Annotated in this window: 8 protein-coding genes and 1 pseudogene; 8 read left to right on the forward strand and 1 reads right to left on the reverse strand. The window is 57.4% G+C overall.

The window, feature by feature from the left end; genetic code table 11:
- The first annotated feature begins 80 nt into the window (after positions 1 to 80).
- Both ACNAZA_RS21990 and ACNAZA_RS21995 read left to right on the forward strand, forming a co-directional pair.
- Complete coding sequence (locus ACNAZA_RS21990) at positions 81 to 1,298, forward strand: hypothetical protein (RefSeq protein ID WP_415798624.1); 1,218 nt, start codon at positions 81 to 83, stop codon at positions 1,296 to 1,298.
- Positions 1,295 to 2,659, forward strand: coding sequence for a DUF3987 domain-containing protein (locus tag ACNAZA_RS21995; RefSeq protein WP_415798625.1), 1,365 nt, complete (start codon positions 1,295 to 1,297; stop codon positions 2,657 to 2,659). The genes ACNAZA_RS21990 and ACNAZA_RS21995 overlap by 4 nt, the downstream gene beginning before the upstream one ends.
- Positions 2,660 to 3,525: 866 nt before the next feature.
- Here ACNAZA_RS21995 and ACNAZA_RS22000 read toward each other — a convergent pair.
- Positions 3,526 to 3,918, reverse strand: a pseudogene (locus ACNAZA_RS22000) (transposase); the annotation flags it as partial.
- Positions 3,919 to 4,177: 259 nt separating this feature from the next.
- Here ACNAZA_RS22000 and ACNAZA_RS22005 point away from each other — a divergent pair.
- Genes ACNAZA_RS22005 through ACNAZA_RS22030 form a run of 6 tightly spaced genes read left to right on the forward strand, consistent with a single transcriptional unit; the run spans position 4,178 to position 16,396 of the window.
- A complete protein-coding gene (locus tag ACNAZA_RS22005) occupies positions 4,178 to 6,016 on the forward strand; it encodes a hypothetical protein (protein ID WP_415798626.1) in 1,839 nt (612 codons plus the stop codon).
- Positions 6,013 to 7,572 (forward strand): hypothetical protein, encoded by a 1,560-nt coding sequence (locus ACNAZA_RS22010; protein WP_415798627.1) that lies wholly within the window; start codon positions 6,013 to 6,015, stop codon positions 7,570 to 7,572. Before ACNAZA_RS22005 ends, ACNAZA_RS22010 begins: the two co-directional genes overlap by 4 nt.
- Positions 7,566 to 12,974: an FtsK/SpoIIIE domain-containing protein gene (locus tag ACNAZA_RS22015; protein ID WP_415798628.1), complete on the forward strand. Its 5,409-nt coding sequence runs from the start codon at positions 7,566 to 7,568 to the stop codon at positions 12,972 to 12,974. Before ACNAZA_RS22010 ends, ACNAZA_RS22015 begins: the two co-directional genes overlap by 7 nt.
- 34 nt (positions 12,975 to 13,008) lie before the next feature.
- Positions 13,009 to 14,049, forward strand: coding sequence for a DUF262 domain-containing protein (locus ACNAZA_RS22020; RefSeq protein WP_415798629.1), 1,041 nt, complete (start codon positions 13,009 to 13,011; stop codon positions 14,047 to 14,049).
- A gap of 9 nt (positions 14,050 to 14,058) precedes the next feature.
- A complete protein-coding gene (locus ACNAZA_RS22025) occupies positions 14,059 to 14,937 on the forward strand; it encodes an SIR2 family protein (RefSeq protein WP_415798630.1) in 879 nt (292 codons plus the stop codon).
- 10 nt (positions 14,938 to 14,947) lie between these two features.
- Complete coding sequence (locus ACNAZA_RS22030) at positions 14,948 to 16,396, forward strand: restriction endonuclease (protein ID WP_415798631.1); 1,449 nt, start codon at positions 14,948 to 14,950, stop codon at positions 16,394 to 16,396.
- Positions 16,397 to 16,538: the final 142 nt, after the last annotated feature.

The following is a 16,538-nucleotide window of genomic DNA, read 5'->3' on the forward strand; positions in this document are numbered from 1 at the left end:
TTGATTATTTGGCTGAGATTTTTTATTTATTCGGTATTCTCTAACTGAATATAAGTAAATAGATATCTAGGAGAATTATAATGAAGAAGATGGATGTTTCAGCTTCTTCTCTTGATGTGAATTCATCAACAGAAGATGACGATATTCCTGTGTGCATACGTGGAGCTGATGGAAGAGTCTTGAATCCATTGATTCAAGATGTTTTGGAGTGGTTAATGAGAACACCCCATGTTTATCCATTCAATCTGGAAATCAAAAAAACAAAATACAAATACGAAATAGTTAATTATCAAAAATCAATCTTTGATTTGATTTATGAGGTCAGCTTTCTTGTTGAAAGAAATATAGACATCTCTTCAGAATGCTTTGTAGAGATCAATCCCGCTGCTCTGGCAGTGCTTGAAGGAACCAAGGAGTGGCTGACAGCCAAGAATAAAAAGGTGAATGATTGGGTGATGCATCTTATTTTTGAGATGACATTCAACGAGTTCCGTATACAGTCGGATGACGATCAACTTGAGATTAAGAAGGCAGTCAACGACCTGACATTATTTTTGAATAAGAAATTGATGAAGAATGGAGGTAACAAAGTTCTTCACGGTTTTAAACGCAACTCGACGGAGTGCTATAAGCAGTTAATGCTGGTGGGTGAGCAGTCATGGAAGCTGCATAACTCGATACTCCTGATCCGTTTGGATTGGGGAGAGCCTTACAGGGTTCCGGATATGCGTGCAAAGTTTGTGTCTCAGCAAGACTATGAAACGCGCTTTAAACAGGTCAGCGCAACTCGCGAAAAAATGTTCAAAATTCTTCGCAAAATGTTCAAGGGTGATCTTGTTTTCTTTGCCTGGAAGATTGAATGTGCGCCCATCAAGGGATTGCACATTCACTGGCTCATTGGACTCAACGGAGCAAAGCATCAGGATCGCATCAAAGTGCCACGCATGATCGCGGAACAGTGGGATGAGAAGCTCGGGGCAGATGGTGCATGTACCCGCAACCCGAGCATTCGCCAAAAGCACGAAGAAGCCATCCTACGCGTGATCAACTACAGCGACCCGCTGCTGTGGCGCATTGTGGGTGGCTATGCCGACTACCTGACCAAGGTGGATTACCTGACTCGCTTCAGGGCTCCGGGCAAGATGCACAGCTTTGGCTGTACCAAACTCAAGGAAATCACCCAACCAAAAAAAGGACCCAAGCGCAGCAAGAAGATGCCCAAGCTGGATATGTTGGCTGTGCGTCGTCCGTTGAAGGAGCTCAGCGACGAGATGGGTTGGAAGGAGTACAAGGCATGAACTGGATTCATCCTCTTTACCCTCTTGACTGTCTGCATGAGCTTGGCAGTGACTTTGCGAGCTGTGTGGCCCGCACCGTTGAGACGAGAGATGCATTGGTCGGGCCTGTGGTGCTCTGTGCAATGGCTTCGGCTGTGCATGGCGTTCTTGACATCTACACACCGACGCACCGGGTGATGCCAACCAGCCTGTATGTGTCCGTGATCGCTGGTTCTGGTCTTGGCAAGTCGGCAAGTGTTAACTGCGCATACCAAGGCTTTCGTGATTTTGAAGCTGGCTGCGAAGGACGTTTTGCAGGCAAGGAAGGCTTTGATCCGAGTCAGGGCCATCCTTATCGTTTAGACGATGCTTCCGAAAGTGGGGTGATTGCGCTGTTTGGCAGTGGTGCCAAGGCGATGGCCATGGTCCTGGATGAAGGTGGAGCGCTGGCAAAACATCTCGACCTTCCTGGCATGTGCAAGCGTTACGACGGGGATGATCTGCGCTTCTTACGCAAGCACGAGATGATCCAGATACGTGACACCCGTACTACCTTCTGCATGACGGTTCAGGATGCTGTCTTTGAGCAGTTGCTCAAAGGTAAGCAGGGCGCATTGATGGTCCCTTCCGGGCTGATGCCGCGCATGCTGCTGTCGTACGCCACTAATTCCGTCCAGCACATCAGCTTTGGCAAGGCTCCGCAAAATCCCAATCTCCATCGTTTCCACGATCGTGTCCGGGAGCTGATGAATGACTACCGTGCGATCCTGCAGACTTCGGGGCAGAGGGCGCAGGTCCGCCTGTCTCCTGAGGTGGAGCAGCTTTGGCGTCAGGCTGACAAGTACTGGAAGGCATTACCTAGCGCTGATGATGCCTGGGTGGGCATGGAGCCTTTTGTGCAAAGAGCGGGTGAGCATGCCATGCGCATCGCTGCTGTTTTGCAGTGGTTCACTGCTCCTCAGCCTGTGATCGGCCAGCCCTATATGCAGTCTGCACTGACGCTGATGGACTGGCATTTGGAGCAAGCATTGATGGGGTTTGGTGAGCAGTCGGAAGCGGCTCTTCAAATGAGCTATGCCGACGAGCTTTACGCCTATATGCAGCGGAAATTCAAGGAGTTAGGGCAGGGGGCTTTTATGCGTGGGCAGTTGCTGTGCAATGGGCCTAAATGTGTACGCAGCGCCGCCAATCTGAACTTAGCTACCGATCAACTTTTACAGGAAGGCAAAGTGGTGGCGAATCCGCTCGGATCACGCAAACAGTTGATCCTCAATATGTCGCCTGAATTCGTTTCACAAGCGGTTCCCGTACAGCAGGTACCTGGACGAAAACTGACTGATTTCCTGAACGGTTCGAAATTCGGTCGGCCCTTTAGTCACTGACGCCAGCCCCGGCCTCCTGCACGCTCGCTGCGTCAGGAGGCTTTTTACTTGGGTGGCACCAGCTTCTCCCATCTTGCTTTGAAGGTGGGATCGCTCTTCCTCCATTGACCAAATTTACGAGCCAAGCCGTCTGGTTTCAGGCCCCCATCATAGGTAATGAGTCGTTGCAACTGGGGGTGCTTTCTTTTCCCTACGTAATTACTTAGATAGTTCTGCAGTATCAAGCCAAGCTCATCGTCATATTTGTGGAAGAAGTCTTTGGCAGATGAGTGTGTACCGCCAGCATTGGATTCCAAGAACTCGGAAAAAAGAGACATCAGGATGTCTTCGCCGATAACTCTAGCCTTGCCGCCTTTGGAAGCCCTGTCACGCAGAGCATCGGGGTTCACCGGGATTCCACGCGGGGCTCCTAGCATCTGATGCAGACGATAGCAATGTAGTTGCAGGGGGAAAAAGTGTGGGACGACGTAGTTTAGGAATGGGTTGGATTGCAGATTTTTAGAAGTCAGAATGAAAGAAATAAATTCAGCGTTGCCAACAGGGTGTGTTAGCTTATATGGTTTTATTTTGTACAGGCAAAACACTACCCAATCATGAACTTCGGAGCTCGCAACAAGTAAGTCTCTATAGGCTTGGAGGAGGCTGTTCTCAGAATCTTGGGTGTGCTCAGGTCGATTCAGTGCTTTTAAGAGCAGCGATGTTGAATCAGGTATCGAATTTCCCCAAAAGGCTTTGACGAGCTTGCTATGTTTTTTTTCCACATAGCTCGCTAAGTCTGCCGCCATCATCCAGATAGATTCGAGTTTTTTATCGAGAAATAGATGGTTATGAAACATGGCCGAAACCATGAGGCTTGTTGGACCCGGCATCAATTTCTTGTCTACCAGCAAGTCGTTGGTCGTCGCCTTAATTTGTTCAGCCAGCTTGTGCTCTTCAAGCAGGTGGCGAAAGTGCAATATGGTGCTCTCGTCGGGCGTTGGACTGTTCGAAGCCAAGCCTGCAAAATCCCGAAGTAGTGGCATTTCATGCAACGCCTCTTCCATGGCATGCTCACTGAGCGTGAACCATTGCTGCATGAAGTGAATGCGCAGCAGCATCTCAACAGGAAACGGATGACGGCCTTGATGCTCTGCTAGCGCGTAGGGGGCAATCAGCTCGACCAGCTCCTTCCAGGGAATTACCTGCTGCATTCGCTCTAGGAACTCACGCTTACGGGTCTTCTTGGTAGATAGGTTCAAGCTGAGATCAAATTGCTGCATAGGCTTGGATGCTGCCGCACCCGGCACGCATGTGCAAGCACAAGTGTTACTAATTTATGCAGAGGTTCCTTTACACTCTGACACAGAGAAGTATTTCGTAATCAATCAGCACTTTGCCCTCCAAATTTGGTGAGGCGAAAGCGTGAATTCTCTTCGATACGAAGAAGGATTGCATCAAGGGAAGAGTCGCTTGTCTATCAATATAAGCCCGCAATGCATGGAGACGATGGGAGCTCCTCCTGCAAGTGCGTGGGTACGTTTGCTGCGTAGCTACGGACCGACGCCACAAAATCTGACCCTATTTGACGAGTATGTGGCAGCCGCTGTCGACCGGGCCAAGGTTGAGCCGATCAAGCTTGCTACGCCGCTGCTCGAGGCCATGGTCTCGCACGTAGAATCCAAGGCCCCGGGCTCCATGCTGATCGCTGGCACCGCGGGGGACGGCAAGACGTATCACTGCCGAGCCTTGTGGACTCGCTTGGGCGGCGAGCCCAAAGCTTGGGCTGCCAAGGGCAATGTGAAGGAGCTGCAGCTGGCTGATGGCCGCTTGGCCGTCTTCATCAAAGACCTCTCCGAATTCCGGGGCGAGTCGAGCGACCTGCCACTGTTGCGCCTCGAAAAGTCTGTCCTTGAGGGTGACGACTCCGAGATCGTGATTCTGGCGGCCAATCATGGACAGGTATTAGATCGACTGCGTGACCTGGGCGAGCGGCATGGCGGACGGCATCCCCTGAGAACGCCCTTGCAAGAGTGTTTCCTGCAAGCGGGACCAGCCCCCGATCGCCTGGCGGTGTTCGACCTCAGTCGCACGACCACCCGCAAGACTTTTGAAGAGGTCGCAAAGGCGGTAGCAGGACATCCTCAGTGGAGCAACTGCTCCAGCTGCACCCTCAATGCTGACGGGAGGATCTGCCCAATCGACGAGAACCGCCGCCGATTGCTCGGCGAGGCCGATGGTGGCCAGCTCGCGGGTCGCCTGGGCGATCTGCTGGAGATCGCGCGCCTTAACGGATTACATCTGCCCGTGCGGGACCTGCTCGCGCTGTGCTCGAACATGGTCCTCGGGTACGCCGATGCCAAAGAGGCCAAGGAGAACCTGATGACTTGCGCGGATGTGGCGCAGATCCAAGAGGCGGGCCACGTCAGCAAGGCCTGCATCTATGCCAACGCATTCGGGGCGAACCTTCCAAAGCGCAGGGCGTTCGACGGCCCGGTCTTCAAGGCCATGGCGGCCTTTGGCGTAGGAGAGGAGACCACGAACGGAGCCGATGGCCTGCTCGTCTACGGCAAGGACGACGCTCGGCTGCAGGCCGATTTCGCGCGCTTGGTGGCGAGCGATCCCATCTATGGCGCGACGCCGGATTATCTCGCCGCCCAGGACGATTACCTGGAGGGGTACGAGGGGGCGAGGCTCGAAGTGGGAGCTGCGGCCTTCATGGAGATGCTCGAGGACCAGCGCCGGCGGCTCTACTTCACGCTGCCGGACGATGAGCCTAGCTACTTGCGCTGGGCCATGACGGTCTACCGCTTCGCTGGCGACTACCTTGGGATCATCAGCACGCTTGCGAAGAAGACCCAAGTCAACGAGGCGGTCCGGGCGCGGATTGCCAAAGGCCTCAACCGCGTGATGACGGGCTTACTGCTTGAGAACGCTGACCGCATCTTCATCGCCAGCTCCGGCGGCTTTACCCAGAGCCGCGTGAGTGTGCTTTGCGACCACGAGACCACGGCCCGGCGGCAGCAAGGTACGGGCATGGCCATTAAGCTCAACCCCATGACGGGCCGGCCCTTCTTGGAAGTCCAGCTCGCGGCGGGCGAGACGAACAAAGTGGACTTCGATCTCACGCCAATCCGCCACGAGTTTCTCTCCCGGGTCGCGGAGGGCGCCCTTCCGGCAAGCTTCTCTAACGAGTGCCTTGAAGACCTGCTGGCCTTTAAGGCGAAGCTTCTGCGCAAGGCGGAGATCGTCCGCCGCAATGGGGTCAGGGACGACGACGAAGTGGGCGGAGAGGACTCTGCCATAACGCTCGACTTCATCGATATCGAACCGGGCGGGCGCGGATTGGTACGCCCCGTGACTGTGAGGGCTCCGGCATGAGCGCCATCTTCAAGCGGCCCTTCATCAAGGGCGTCGACTTTTGCGTCGACGAGAACATCTGGGGCCACCGCCTCTACGACGAGCAGCTTCCGCATTTGACGGTCCTCGAATTCCTGGGCGTCCTGGGTTCTAACCTGGACAAGCCGTTACGCCCCCACGCAGGGATGGACGGCGCCATCAAGTTCAAACCGCAGCGGCAAATGCGCCTACGCGGGTTGCTTTTCAACAATCCCTACGCGGAGTCCATCGCGGAGAGCAAGCTCTCCGACGACGAGAAGTGGCGTCAGTGGTTCGATAAGTTCGAGCAGGGTAAGACCGGCAACGGTGACTCGGCCGCTGACGTGGCATACCTGCGTCAGTCCTTCACCAGCTTCGACGACTTCGCCAAGGCGATCGAGCTGCTGCGATCTTCGGCCTTCGAGGATCGCAGCAACAAGCGCTGGAGCTCGAAGTTCGTGTTCCCATTCGGCCCCGATGCGCTCTTCGAAGACTTGAAGATCGACGCGAAGGGCGGCATGAGCAACGACCGGCGCTTCTTCGCGCGCACCGGCGAGCTCCTCTACTTGATGCTGACCCGCGCCAAGAAAGGCGCCGAGCTCGGGGACATCTTGGCCGAGCGCCTTTTCGATCGCTCTGCGCCTATGAACCGGCTGGCCCACGCGTTGCAAGGTGATCCTCAGCTTCCCGATGAAGCCCGTGTGTCGGGCTACCTACCCGAAGTCACCAACCCGCGCTTCGACTTCCTCTGCGAGGACTGGCTGGCGATCTTATCTAGGGAGATGCCGGTTTATGACGCTTTGGAGCATCTTATCGCCATCACGGGCCTGCACATGCTCCTTTACTTCCTCGAGCGCGCGAAGCGCGTCGCCGGGGATGACGAGCCGGTCGAGTTCGTGTGCGAAATCGTCTCCAAGGATGGCCGGAAGGTGCGGGCCCTGTCCAGCGACAGCTATTTGCAGAACCAGGGCTGTCCCGAAAAGGCGATCCGGGCGTACATCGAGTCGATCCGCCGCGAGAAGGCGTGGTTAGACGCGGACTCGGCCGAATTCCCGGATGCCGTGCGTGTGAAGCTCTTGCGCGAGGCCTGCCAATGGCCGCCGACCGATGACAAAGATGAGGAGGGCCTGGCGAACCGCAAGCCTGATGAGTTGGTAGCCAGGCTCGTCGACGATGCGCTTCCTCGGCACGGCCAGCATGTGGGCAAAATCCATGCGGCCTGGTCACGAGCCATCGGCCTGAGCTCGCGCCGGCTCTCGCGACGCTATCGCTATGCGCCCAACGACCGGCTGCTCAAATCGATCGTTATCGCGCTCGTCGGCGAGCGCATGCAGTTCGACGAGTTTCTGGCTGCGGCCAAGAGCCGTTACGGCCTGGTGATCGGACACATCGAAGGCGCGCGCCTGGTGGAGTCCAAATCCATCGACCAATCGGAGCTCGATGAAAACCGCGGCAACCTGGAGGCCCGTCTTGTCGGGCTAGGCCTGGTACGTCGGCTCTCCGACTCCTGTTCTTTTGTTGAAAACCCGTTCGCGTCTGGGGTGGAGGCTGCATGCTGACCGATCGCATCATCGGGCGCGTCGGCGCAGACATCCTCGCCAAGCGCCTCTCAAAACCCGCCCAGCCGGACGATCCGGTCGCGCTGTTCCGGCTCGACATGCTTTCGTTCAGCCAGGTCGCCGCGGTTGCGCGCGCCGTCATGGGCAGCGCGGAGCTCTCCGCCCGGATGGATCTGATGATCCCCGAGGCCCTTGTGGAAGGGCAAGGCCTGCCGTCGGAGATCTTGATCCCGGAGAACGCCGGCTATGTGCGCAACAACGCCATCACCGACAAGGAGGCCATCCTCACCGCCAGCGGTAGCGAGCACAACCTCTCGGACACGCTCAAGCACGTCACTCCGATCGGCTCCAAGGAAATGCGCGCCGAGGCGCAGCCTTGGGTGGATGCGGCTCTGCTGACTGGCGGTCTCTCGCCAGTGGCTGAAGATCGCGCGGTCTTCCAGGCGGCCCTTGGCGGCCTGCTCAACTCCACCCAGCTCTCCCTCGTGCAGCTCGGCGAGTTTTGCTCAGACATCGTCGAGGCCATCGCCACTCGCGGCCTGCCGATTCGCGACGCGGTGGGCTATGCGCTTCCGCGGGCGGGGCTGCCTAGGGACAGTGGATATTTCTCCAACCCCAGGACCTTCGCAACCGCGCGCGGTCCTTGGCAGAAGGCGTTTGGAAAGCTCTTCGACCAGCGCGCTCCGCTGTTAAAGAAGTTGCGCCAAAACGGCCAGCCTCTGGATCCGGCTGAACTCGTCGAGCGAATCGACGCCAACTCTGCCGAGATCGCCGAAGGCGCGCGCCTCGCTCTTTTAGCTTTCGTCGCTGCGTCGGCGGGCGACCAAGAGGCCTCCACCGCGCTCGCCCAATTTGAGTGGGAGTCCGAAGGCGTTTATTTGGCCTTCGACAAACCCAAGGAAAAGGTGCAGCGCTTGGCGGAAACGACGCTGCTCTTCTTCGCGCACGATTGCGACGAAGTGGATGCTCTGTCGGCGGAGGGTCGCAAGCTCCTCGAAGATTTGAAGTCGCGCGAGCGCCGCTCCGAGTTCATCCCCGAGGACGAGGAATTCTTCGCCTCACACCGCCGTTTCCTCGAGCGCGACACCAAGCTCATGGCGCGCTGGGAAAAGGCGTTGTTCGGCAAGCCGATTGAATGCAGCGACTTCTTCGATGGCTTCGCGCGGGTAGTCAACAACCTGCACGCCGGCATTGAGGACGCCAGCGGCGAGAGGCTCCTGCGCTTCACCGTCAACAAGGGCCGGACGGAGTGGCGCGAGCGTTTTAACCACGACGTCGGCTGCTTCTTCTCGGCCATGTATCGCGGACTGCCCGGGCTGATGGGCTCGAAGGTCGATTGGAAGGTCACGGGCATGAGGTCGGCAGATCTCCCTGATCCGTTATTCGATTTCGAGAATTTCATCGCCAAAGAGCGCGAGATCGCCGAGAGCCGCAAGAAGAAGTTCAAGTCCGTCACGGGGCTCGGGCGCGCGGCTATGCAGATCAAGTTTGATGTAGAGCTGCTTAAGGTCGTAGGAGGCGTTGAAACGAAGATCAACAAGACTCAGCTCGTGTGGATCTACAAGCCCACTTCGATCGGGCTGTCGATGGTCGCGGACATGCGCCGGCTCATGGAGAAAGGCGCCGTCGGCTGCACTGAAATCCATCGCCGCTTGGTGAGCAAGAAGGGCGGCGTGCAAAACGTGTCCCTTCTTGACACAGGCTCCCTTGAGGCGACCTATTCCACCGACGCGGGGTCGCTGGTGCCGGCTACGAACAAGTTCCGGAGCTTGCGACAGCTCATCAAGGATCGGATCAAAGAACTTGCAGACGATGGCCGGTTGACCAAACTGCAACGCTACGAGGTCAGGGGCGCGTGGGACGCTTTCGAGGCGGACTACATCAAGGCGATGGAGGACTTCATCGGCTTCGGCCTACATGGTGAAGCCGTCATGCGGCAGGCCGAGTCCTTCAGTGCGCTGCTCACCACCCTCATGGCCCAAGCCCGCGGTGACATTTGCCGCTCGAAGCTTGTCTCCGAAGTCCTCTCGGTGGGCACTGCCCGCGTGGCTGGCGACAACCCCTCGCTGGTCATTCCGCCTTGGCACCCGGAGCGCATGAAGGCGCTGGCGGTGAAGACCCGCCGGGTGGCCGGTTTTGCCACCCATTTGCTCTCCAGCGGTAGCATCCTCTACGGGGACCGCGAGATCTTCATGCGCGAGCTCGCTGACGAGATCGCCCATCCGTTCTATCCTGAGATCGCGGTCATGAACACGGGCAACGCGCCCAAGCTCGTGAGCGAGAGCAGCACGGTCAACGGTTACAGCCTCTTCGAGGCGCCCATCCGCGGCGAAGAAGACGCCATGACGGACGTGGATCCGACCGCCGCGGCCAAGCAGGCGCGCGAGCTCTTGGAGCGCTATGTCGGCTTGCAGCCGCATGAAGCCTCAAACCTCAGCGTCGTGCTCTACAATGCCGACGCGGCCGAGCTGCCGCTGGCTACTGTGCGCGAGCTCTCCTCGATCCAGGAGGACGGGAAGCTCCAATGCAGCGTGTCGGTGCGCCACGCCGACCAGGCGAAGCTTCGCAGCGTCTACGGCGAGCTGGTCAACAAGGCCGGTGACGACCCGGATCTGCCCGTGGTCAGCGAGACAAGCGACAACTTCATCTCGAAGCTGCGAATCGCCGTCGCGCCGATCTCGTCGACCCCGGGCGAAAGCGCTCAGGGCTTTAAGCCCTTCGACGTAGCCTTCCTGCACGACGTGGTCGCGCGCTCGGCCAAGGAAGAGTGGCTGGAAGTCCCTTGGACAAATGATCGCCCTAACTTCGATCACGCTCCCTCGCGTTGGTCCTATCGCAGCGTGTCGGGTGAGGACGAGCTCAAGTCGACAACGTTTCTAGCTTGCCCGTGGCAGACGGCTTCGGGCTGGGCCTATGTCACCGCGGTGGCAGCCGTCTGCAATTCAAAGGATGCAGAGCCGGACAAGCGATTCCTTCCCGCGCGGCGCATCTCCCTGCAAAGCCAAGAGTTGGCGGACTTGATCAAAGACGCCCACAACTTGGCCGAATGGGTCGCAACCTACGACGAGCTGCTCGACAAGCGCCAGCTCCAGCACAACAAGATCACAGTCGTTCGCTACCGTCGCGGCTCCACCAATGGCCGCAACATGATCGTGAGTTCGACCTCCGAGCTGCGCCTTCTCGGTGTGCTGGTGCGCCGCCGCCTCGATGAGTTGAAGCTCCCGCTCATGCCGGACGAGGTCGGTGCCGCCGCTGACAAGGCCAAGCGCGATGCGCTCTCGGTTTCTGGCGACATCGTGCTGCGGGCCGCCAAGCGCGGAGTCTCCGCGGGCGAAATGATCGGCTTGGTCCTCAGCCGCCATCTCTTGGCCGAGGAGTTCAAGGCGCAGGCGGGAAGTGGCCAGGTACTGACCGCCTACTTCTTGCTCGACGACTACGCGAGCTGGCTCTCTCAACCCGAAAGCCGCATCGCTGACATCCTCGCCATCAATGTCGAGGAGAAGGACGAGGGCATCCGCGTCATCATTTCAATCGTCGAGTCGAAATACGTCGGAGCCGATGGCCTGGCGGCAGCCCGTCGCGGCTCGAAGGACCAACTGCTGCAGACGTTAGACAAATTCCGGGAGGCCCTGTTTGGTGACCCAGGTCGGCTAGACCGCGACGTGTGGCTCGCCCGCCTGGCCGACATGCTCATTGACGCGGAGATTCCGCCTGGCATGACGGGCCTCATGGAGCGCGCCCGCTCGAAGCTTCGCGAAGGCGAAGTGGAGATCTCGCTGCGCGGCTATTCCCACATCTACGTCCACACCTCGGACGCCGGCTCTGGGTCGGCCTCCGAGCAATTGCTCCTGTTGGACGAGAGCGGTGTCAAGGCCTGGCAAGAGGTCTTCGACCGGGACAACCTGCGCAAGCTCGTCGAGGCCTACGCGAAGGATTCTGGAAGCCTGCAAGCGCGGGCCGGCCTCGGGCCCCACGAGCCGTGGTCGAGACACAGCTTCAAGAAGCCAGCCCCTCGTGTGCAATGGCTCGCGGCCATGGGTCAGCTTGCCAATGGCGCTGTCGATGCCGCCATCGAAACGACGGCGGAAGTCCCCCCAGTTCCGGGGGCGCCCAGCGCCCAGGCGCAAGAGTCTTCGGCTCCTGTGCAAAGCCTGGCTCAACCCGTTGTCGAGACGTCGGCGTCGGCCCCTATCCCCGCAGTCGCCTCGGCCGCGAATCCTGGCTCTGCTTTGGCCGAGCTCGTTGCCTCCAAGTTCGCTGGCGGCGCGCAGTCCGACGTCGAGCGGGAGGAGTGGGCCCACGAAATTACCAAGAAGCTCCAAGCTGCTCTTAACAGCTACGGGCTTCAGGCCAAAACCCTTGGGACGCGGTTGACGCCCAATGGTTGCTTGGTACGCTTGGCCGGATCCGACAAGCTACGCGTCGAGGACATTGAAAACAAGCGGACGCAGCTCCTGACCACTCACGCGATCAACCTCGTTACGGTCCAGCCTAAGCCCGGCGAGATCGTGGTGACGATTGCAGGATCCAAGCGCCAGGCCGTGTCGCTCTGGGAGTTGTGGTCACGCCGTGAGCCCAACCGCAATGTCGCCGGCATCAACACGTCTTTCCTCCTGGGCCTGCAAGAGATCAGCGGAGCGCTGCTGTATCTGAATCTTGGGGCCGAGTTCGGCGGGCTTTCGTCCCACGACCCGCATTCGCTTGTGGCCGGTGCGACCGGCAGCGGAAAGTCGGTGCTAATCCAAGCCCTAATCTTAGACATCGCCGCAACGAACCCGAAGGATTTGGCGCAGCTCATCTTGATTGATCCCAAGATGGGCGTCGACTATGCACCGTTGGCCGACTTGCCGCACATGCGCGACGAGATAATCACGACCAAAGAGAAGGCGAGCGAAGTGCTCGATACGCTGGTTCAGGAGATGGAAGATCGTTACCGAGCCTTCGTGAAGGCTCGTGCGCGTGACCTGCCCACCTACAACTCCAAGGTCTCGCCCGAGGAGCGCCTTCCCATGGTCTTCCTGATCCATGACGAGTTCGCGGACTGGATGCTGGACGACGCCTACAAGGGTGCGGTGGGGGCGGCCGTACAGCGACTTGGCGTGAAGGCGCGCGCGGCCGGCATCCATCTGATCTTCGCGGCCCAGCGCCCCGACAAGGACGTGATGCCGATGCAGCTTCGCGAGAACCTGGGCAACCGGTTGATCTTGAAGGTGTCCAGCGAGGCGACATCCAAGATTGCGCTGGATCGGCCAGGCGCCGAGCTGTTGCTGGGCCGAGGACATCTGGCTGCCAAGCTCAACGGCGAGCAGGGGCTGGTCTTCGCACAGGCCCCGTTCCTGTCCGACCAGGATATTGAAGCCGCAGTTGCGGCCATTAATAGAGACAATGTTTCGCCGACTTAAGTGCGAGCTACGATTCCAGAACTAGGGGAGGAATATGAACATCAAGCAGCATAACTGGGCGATCACCAAGCTGGTCGCCGACCGTCCGAGCATCAATCTGAATCCGACTTGGCAGCGAGGCGCTGCGTGGAAAGATCCAAGGAAGGTTCTGCTGATCGACTCGATTCTTCGGGGGATGGACATCCCGAAGGTCTATCTGCGAAAGTTGCCTGCCAACGGAGCTCACAAGCACGATGCCGTAGACGGTCAGCAGCGGATTCGCGCAATTTGGGAGTTCAGGGCAGGCGCGTTTTCCCTTAACTATCCCGACCCGCTCCCGGCGATTGGCGGGCATGCGATCCATGGATTGAAGTTCTCTCAGCTCCATAGGAGTCTGCGAGATCAGTTCGATGCCTTCCAGGTCAGCGTCGCCGAGATCACGACAGCAGACAACGACGAGATCACGAATCTCTTCGCTCGGCTGCAGCTTGGCGTCGCCTTGAACCCCGCGGAACTCCGCAATGCGATGTTGGCGCCGGCGCGGCACATCATCGACTCGATCGCAACGGGTCATTCGTTCTTCGATGCCACCAAGATCCCGAACACTCGCTACAAGCGTCAGGACTATGTCGCCCATGTCTTCGCAATGGCAGCCTACAAAGGCCAAAGGAATATCAAGGCACCAGATCTCAAGAAGATGATTCTTGAATTCGGTCCCCAGCAGGCTCCTGATCTCTTGGCCTTTTCTTCGGCAGTAAACGACGCTTTGACCGTGCTAGAAGAGATGGACGCTCAGCTGACGCGCAAGATTACGCAAAAGTGGCTCTTTGTTGATCTGGTCTGGCTGATCGTTCAACAGCAGACGGCTGGCATTGAAGTCAACGCGGACGATTTGGCTGAGAGCTTCATGGAGTTCGATGACTTGCGTAGAAAATACACGAGCAAGCCAGAAGACTTGTTGCAGGCAGAAGGGACGGCTAAGCAGCTTCGCCTCAACAAGGCCTTGTATGACTACATCATGGCCTTCCGTGCACAGGGCGCAATGCATGGCAACTTGAAGACTCGGAACACTTCGCTTCGAGCCTACTGTCTATAAGGGGGCGACATGGCATTTGATCCAACGAGAATTCCCGATGCTCTTCGGAAAGCCTACGGGACTGGACGTTGTGCTGTGCTGGTCGGCGCAGGCGCTTCAAAAGGTGCGGGCCTTCCCCTGTGGGGCGAGTTGCTGACCAAGATGATCGAGACGGCTGTCGCGCATGGATTGATCAATCAGGCGAAAGAAGCTGAATATCGAGCGCTGGCTACTCGGACAGAAAAATTTTTAATGGTGGCCTCCGGCTTGAAAGGCGATCTGGGAAGCCACTTCGATCAGTTCATCGAGGAGACGTTCATCGCTCCCAAGCCAGCGCCTACGGCTTTGCATGAGGCTTTGGTGGCCTTAGACAAGCTCCAATTTGTCTTAACGACCAATTACGACACTTTGCTTGAGCGAGCCTTCCGGAGGCGTGACGATGATGTCTCCGTTTGTTCGTTCACTGATGCGGGCGAAGTTCAGCGCCGTTTGTCCAGGCGCGAGTTCTTCATTCTCAAAGCGCACGGGGATGCGACCAAGTTGGGCAATAAGATCGTCTTGACGGACCAGGACTATCGGAACTTGCTCTTCGGGCAGCGGGCGTATCAGAGCCTGCTTTCCGCCATGTTTACGATGTTCACAATTGTCTTCGTCGGCGCATCGATGACTGATCCTGAGATCTCGCTACTGCTGAGCTACATCGCGGACTCTTTTTCTCCTAACGCAGGGCCAACTCACTACGCTTTGATGGCGGCCGAAGATGTAACTCAGATTGAAAAGGATCGCTGGTTTAAGGATTTCAAAATCCAGTTGATCACTGTCAGCAAGCAAGACAATTATGCGGAGCTCACCGAGTTTCTGCGCGAACTCGGAGCCCCTTCCGCCGTCGTTCCGGTGGCCGCACATTAGGAGTCAGATTTTGACTACTGCTGGTAGCCTGACTCAAAAGCTGCACGAGTTCGTAATGGGGCAGCCATGCGCTCAAGAGCGACATGACCCATTTGTGATCGCGGAGGAGACCTCGGAACGCGGAAGCATGATTTTTGGCTACGTCAGGACTAGTTCTTACCAGATGGACGGTTGTGGCGGACGGACCGATGTCCATGACGTGTTCTCACTGCTGTGGGCATGTGTCATGCGTGCGACGGGCGCAGCATCTCCGATTTTGCTTAGCGAAGAAGGCTTTGCAGGTATTGAGGAGGAGATTTACGCCAGGTGGTTGGTCTTTGAGCAGATTGGTGAGTTCAATGATGGAAGCTCAGCGAAGCAGCGGCTGCTAGCGCATGCAGCGCATGCCTTTCATGTTCTTGACAATGTAATTGGCTGGGAGCGCATCAAGTATCCAGATGCGGCTTGGAAAGATCAGCATGGGGAGGCAGACGACATTGTTGCGTCGCTGAACGCCGCGGGCGAGTTCAAGGATTTTGGCGAGATGGCAGGCAGAAGAGAGTGCCCTGACTGGCTTTACGCGAAGTCCCATAAAGGGCGGATCAGCGTTGTTGTCCTCCCCGCCGAATGCATGTTTGCTTTGCGTGGGGCTCTTCTCGCCTATAGACCGAGCTCAACTGAGGGGCGAGCTCGAACATCAATTCTTGCCAGTGGATTGAAGAATGCGATTTCGAAGAATGTCGTGTCGACTGGTCTTAAATACGTTCGGGCAATTGAGGATGATGAGTATCAGCTTCCGTGGCGGGGGCTTGATGTTTCTCCCCTTGATCCAGTAATCATCGCTATCCCCTTGGAGTCTCATTGTGTGTTCCTAGGCGCACAAACTCTCGTGGCGGTGGAGAGCGAGTGCGGCCTTCGGCAATTTGAGGCTGAGCGAACCAAGTTTCTTGAGCGTCGAGCTAAAGAGAATGCAGTTTTCGCTGCGGATTACCTGTTTCAGTGGCCGCAGAAGTTCGACGGCTCGAAGTTTGAAGACCTGATCTATGCGCTCCTCGAAAGAGAGCCGGGGGTGATGTGGGTCAGACAGGCCAGTCCGACAAATGAGCGGGATGGCGGAAGAGACTTCATCGTGCGTTGGGTGGTTCCTGTCGGAGATGGGGCAGCAGACTCGAGTTTTTTGGAAGCTGGAGTTCCGACGCCTGCAAAGGCACTGAACGTTGTTGTCCAGGTGAAGGCGATAAATCCTTCTGTTGGGAAATCGAAGGTTCAAGACATCCGGGACACAGTCGAGCGCCATGAGGCCAATGGATATTTCCTGATTGCTTTCCCCCAGCCAGCAAGCTCCCTTGTTGAGCATTTGGTCGCGTTGGGAAAGCGTGGCGTTTGGACCAATTGGTGGGACCGAGCCCAAATTGAGACTCGGCTCCGAAAGCATGTGGACCTCATCGCTAGGTTCGCCGATCTAGTCAAGGTATGTTAATTTCCACGCAAANCTGACCCGCNGGGGATGCGGACAAAAACTTGGACTACCAGGAGGTAGTTCATGTACTCATACGCAGACAGGATTCGTGCAGTTGAGCTTTATATCAAGCTTGGCTTGCGTGTCAGAGCCACGATTCGCC

The organism is Comamonas aquatilis (genome assembly GCF_965139575.1).
GTDB lineage: Bacteria > Pseudomonadota > Gammaproteobacteria > Burkholderiales > Burkholderiaceae_C > Comamonas > Comamonas aquatilis.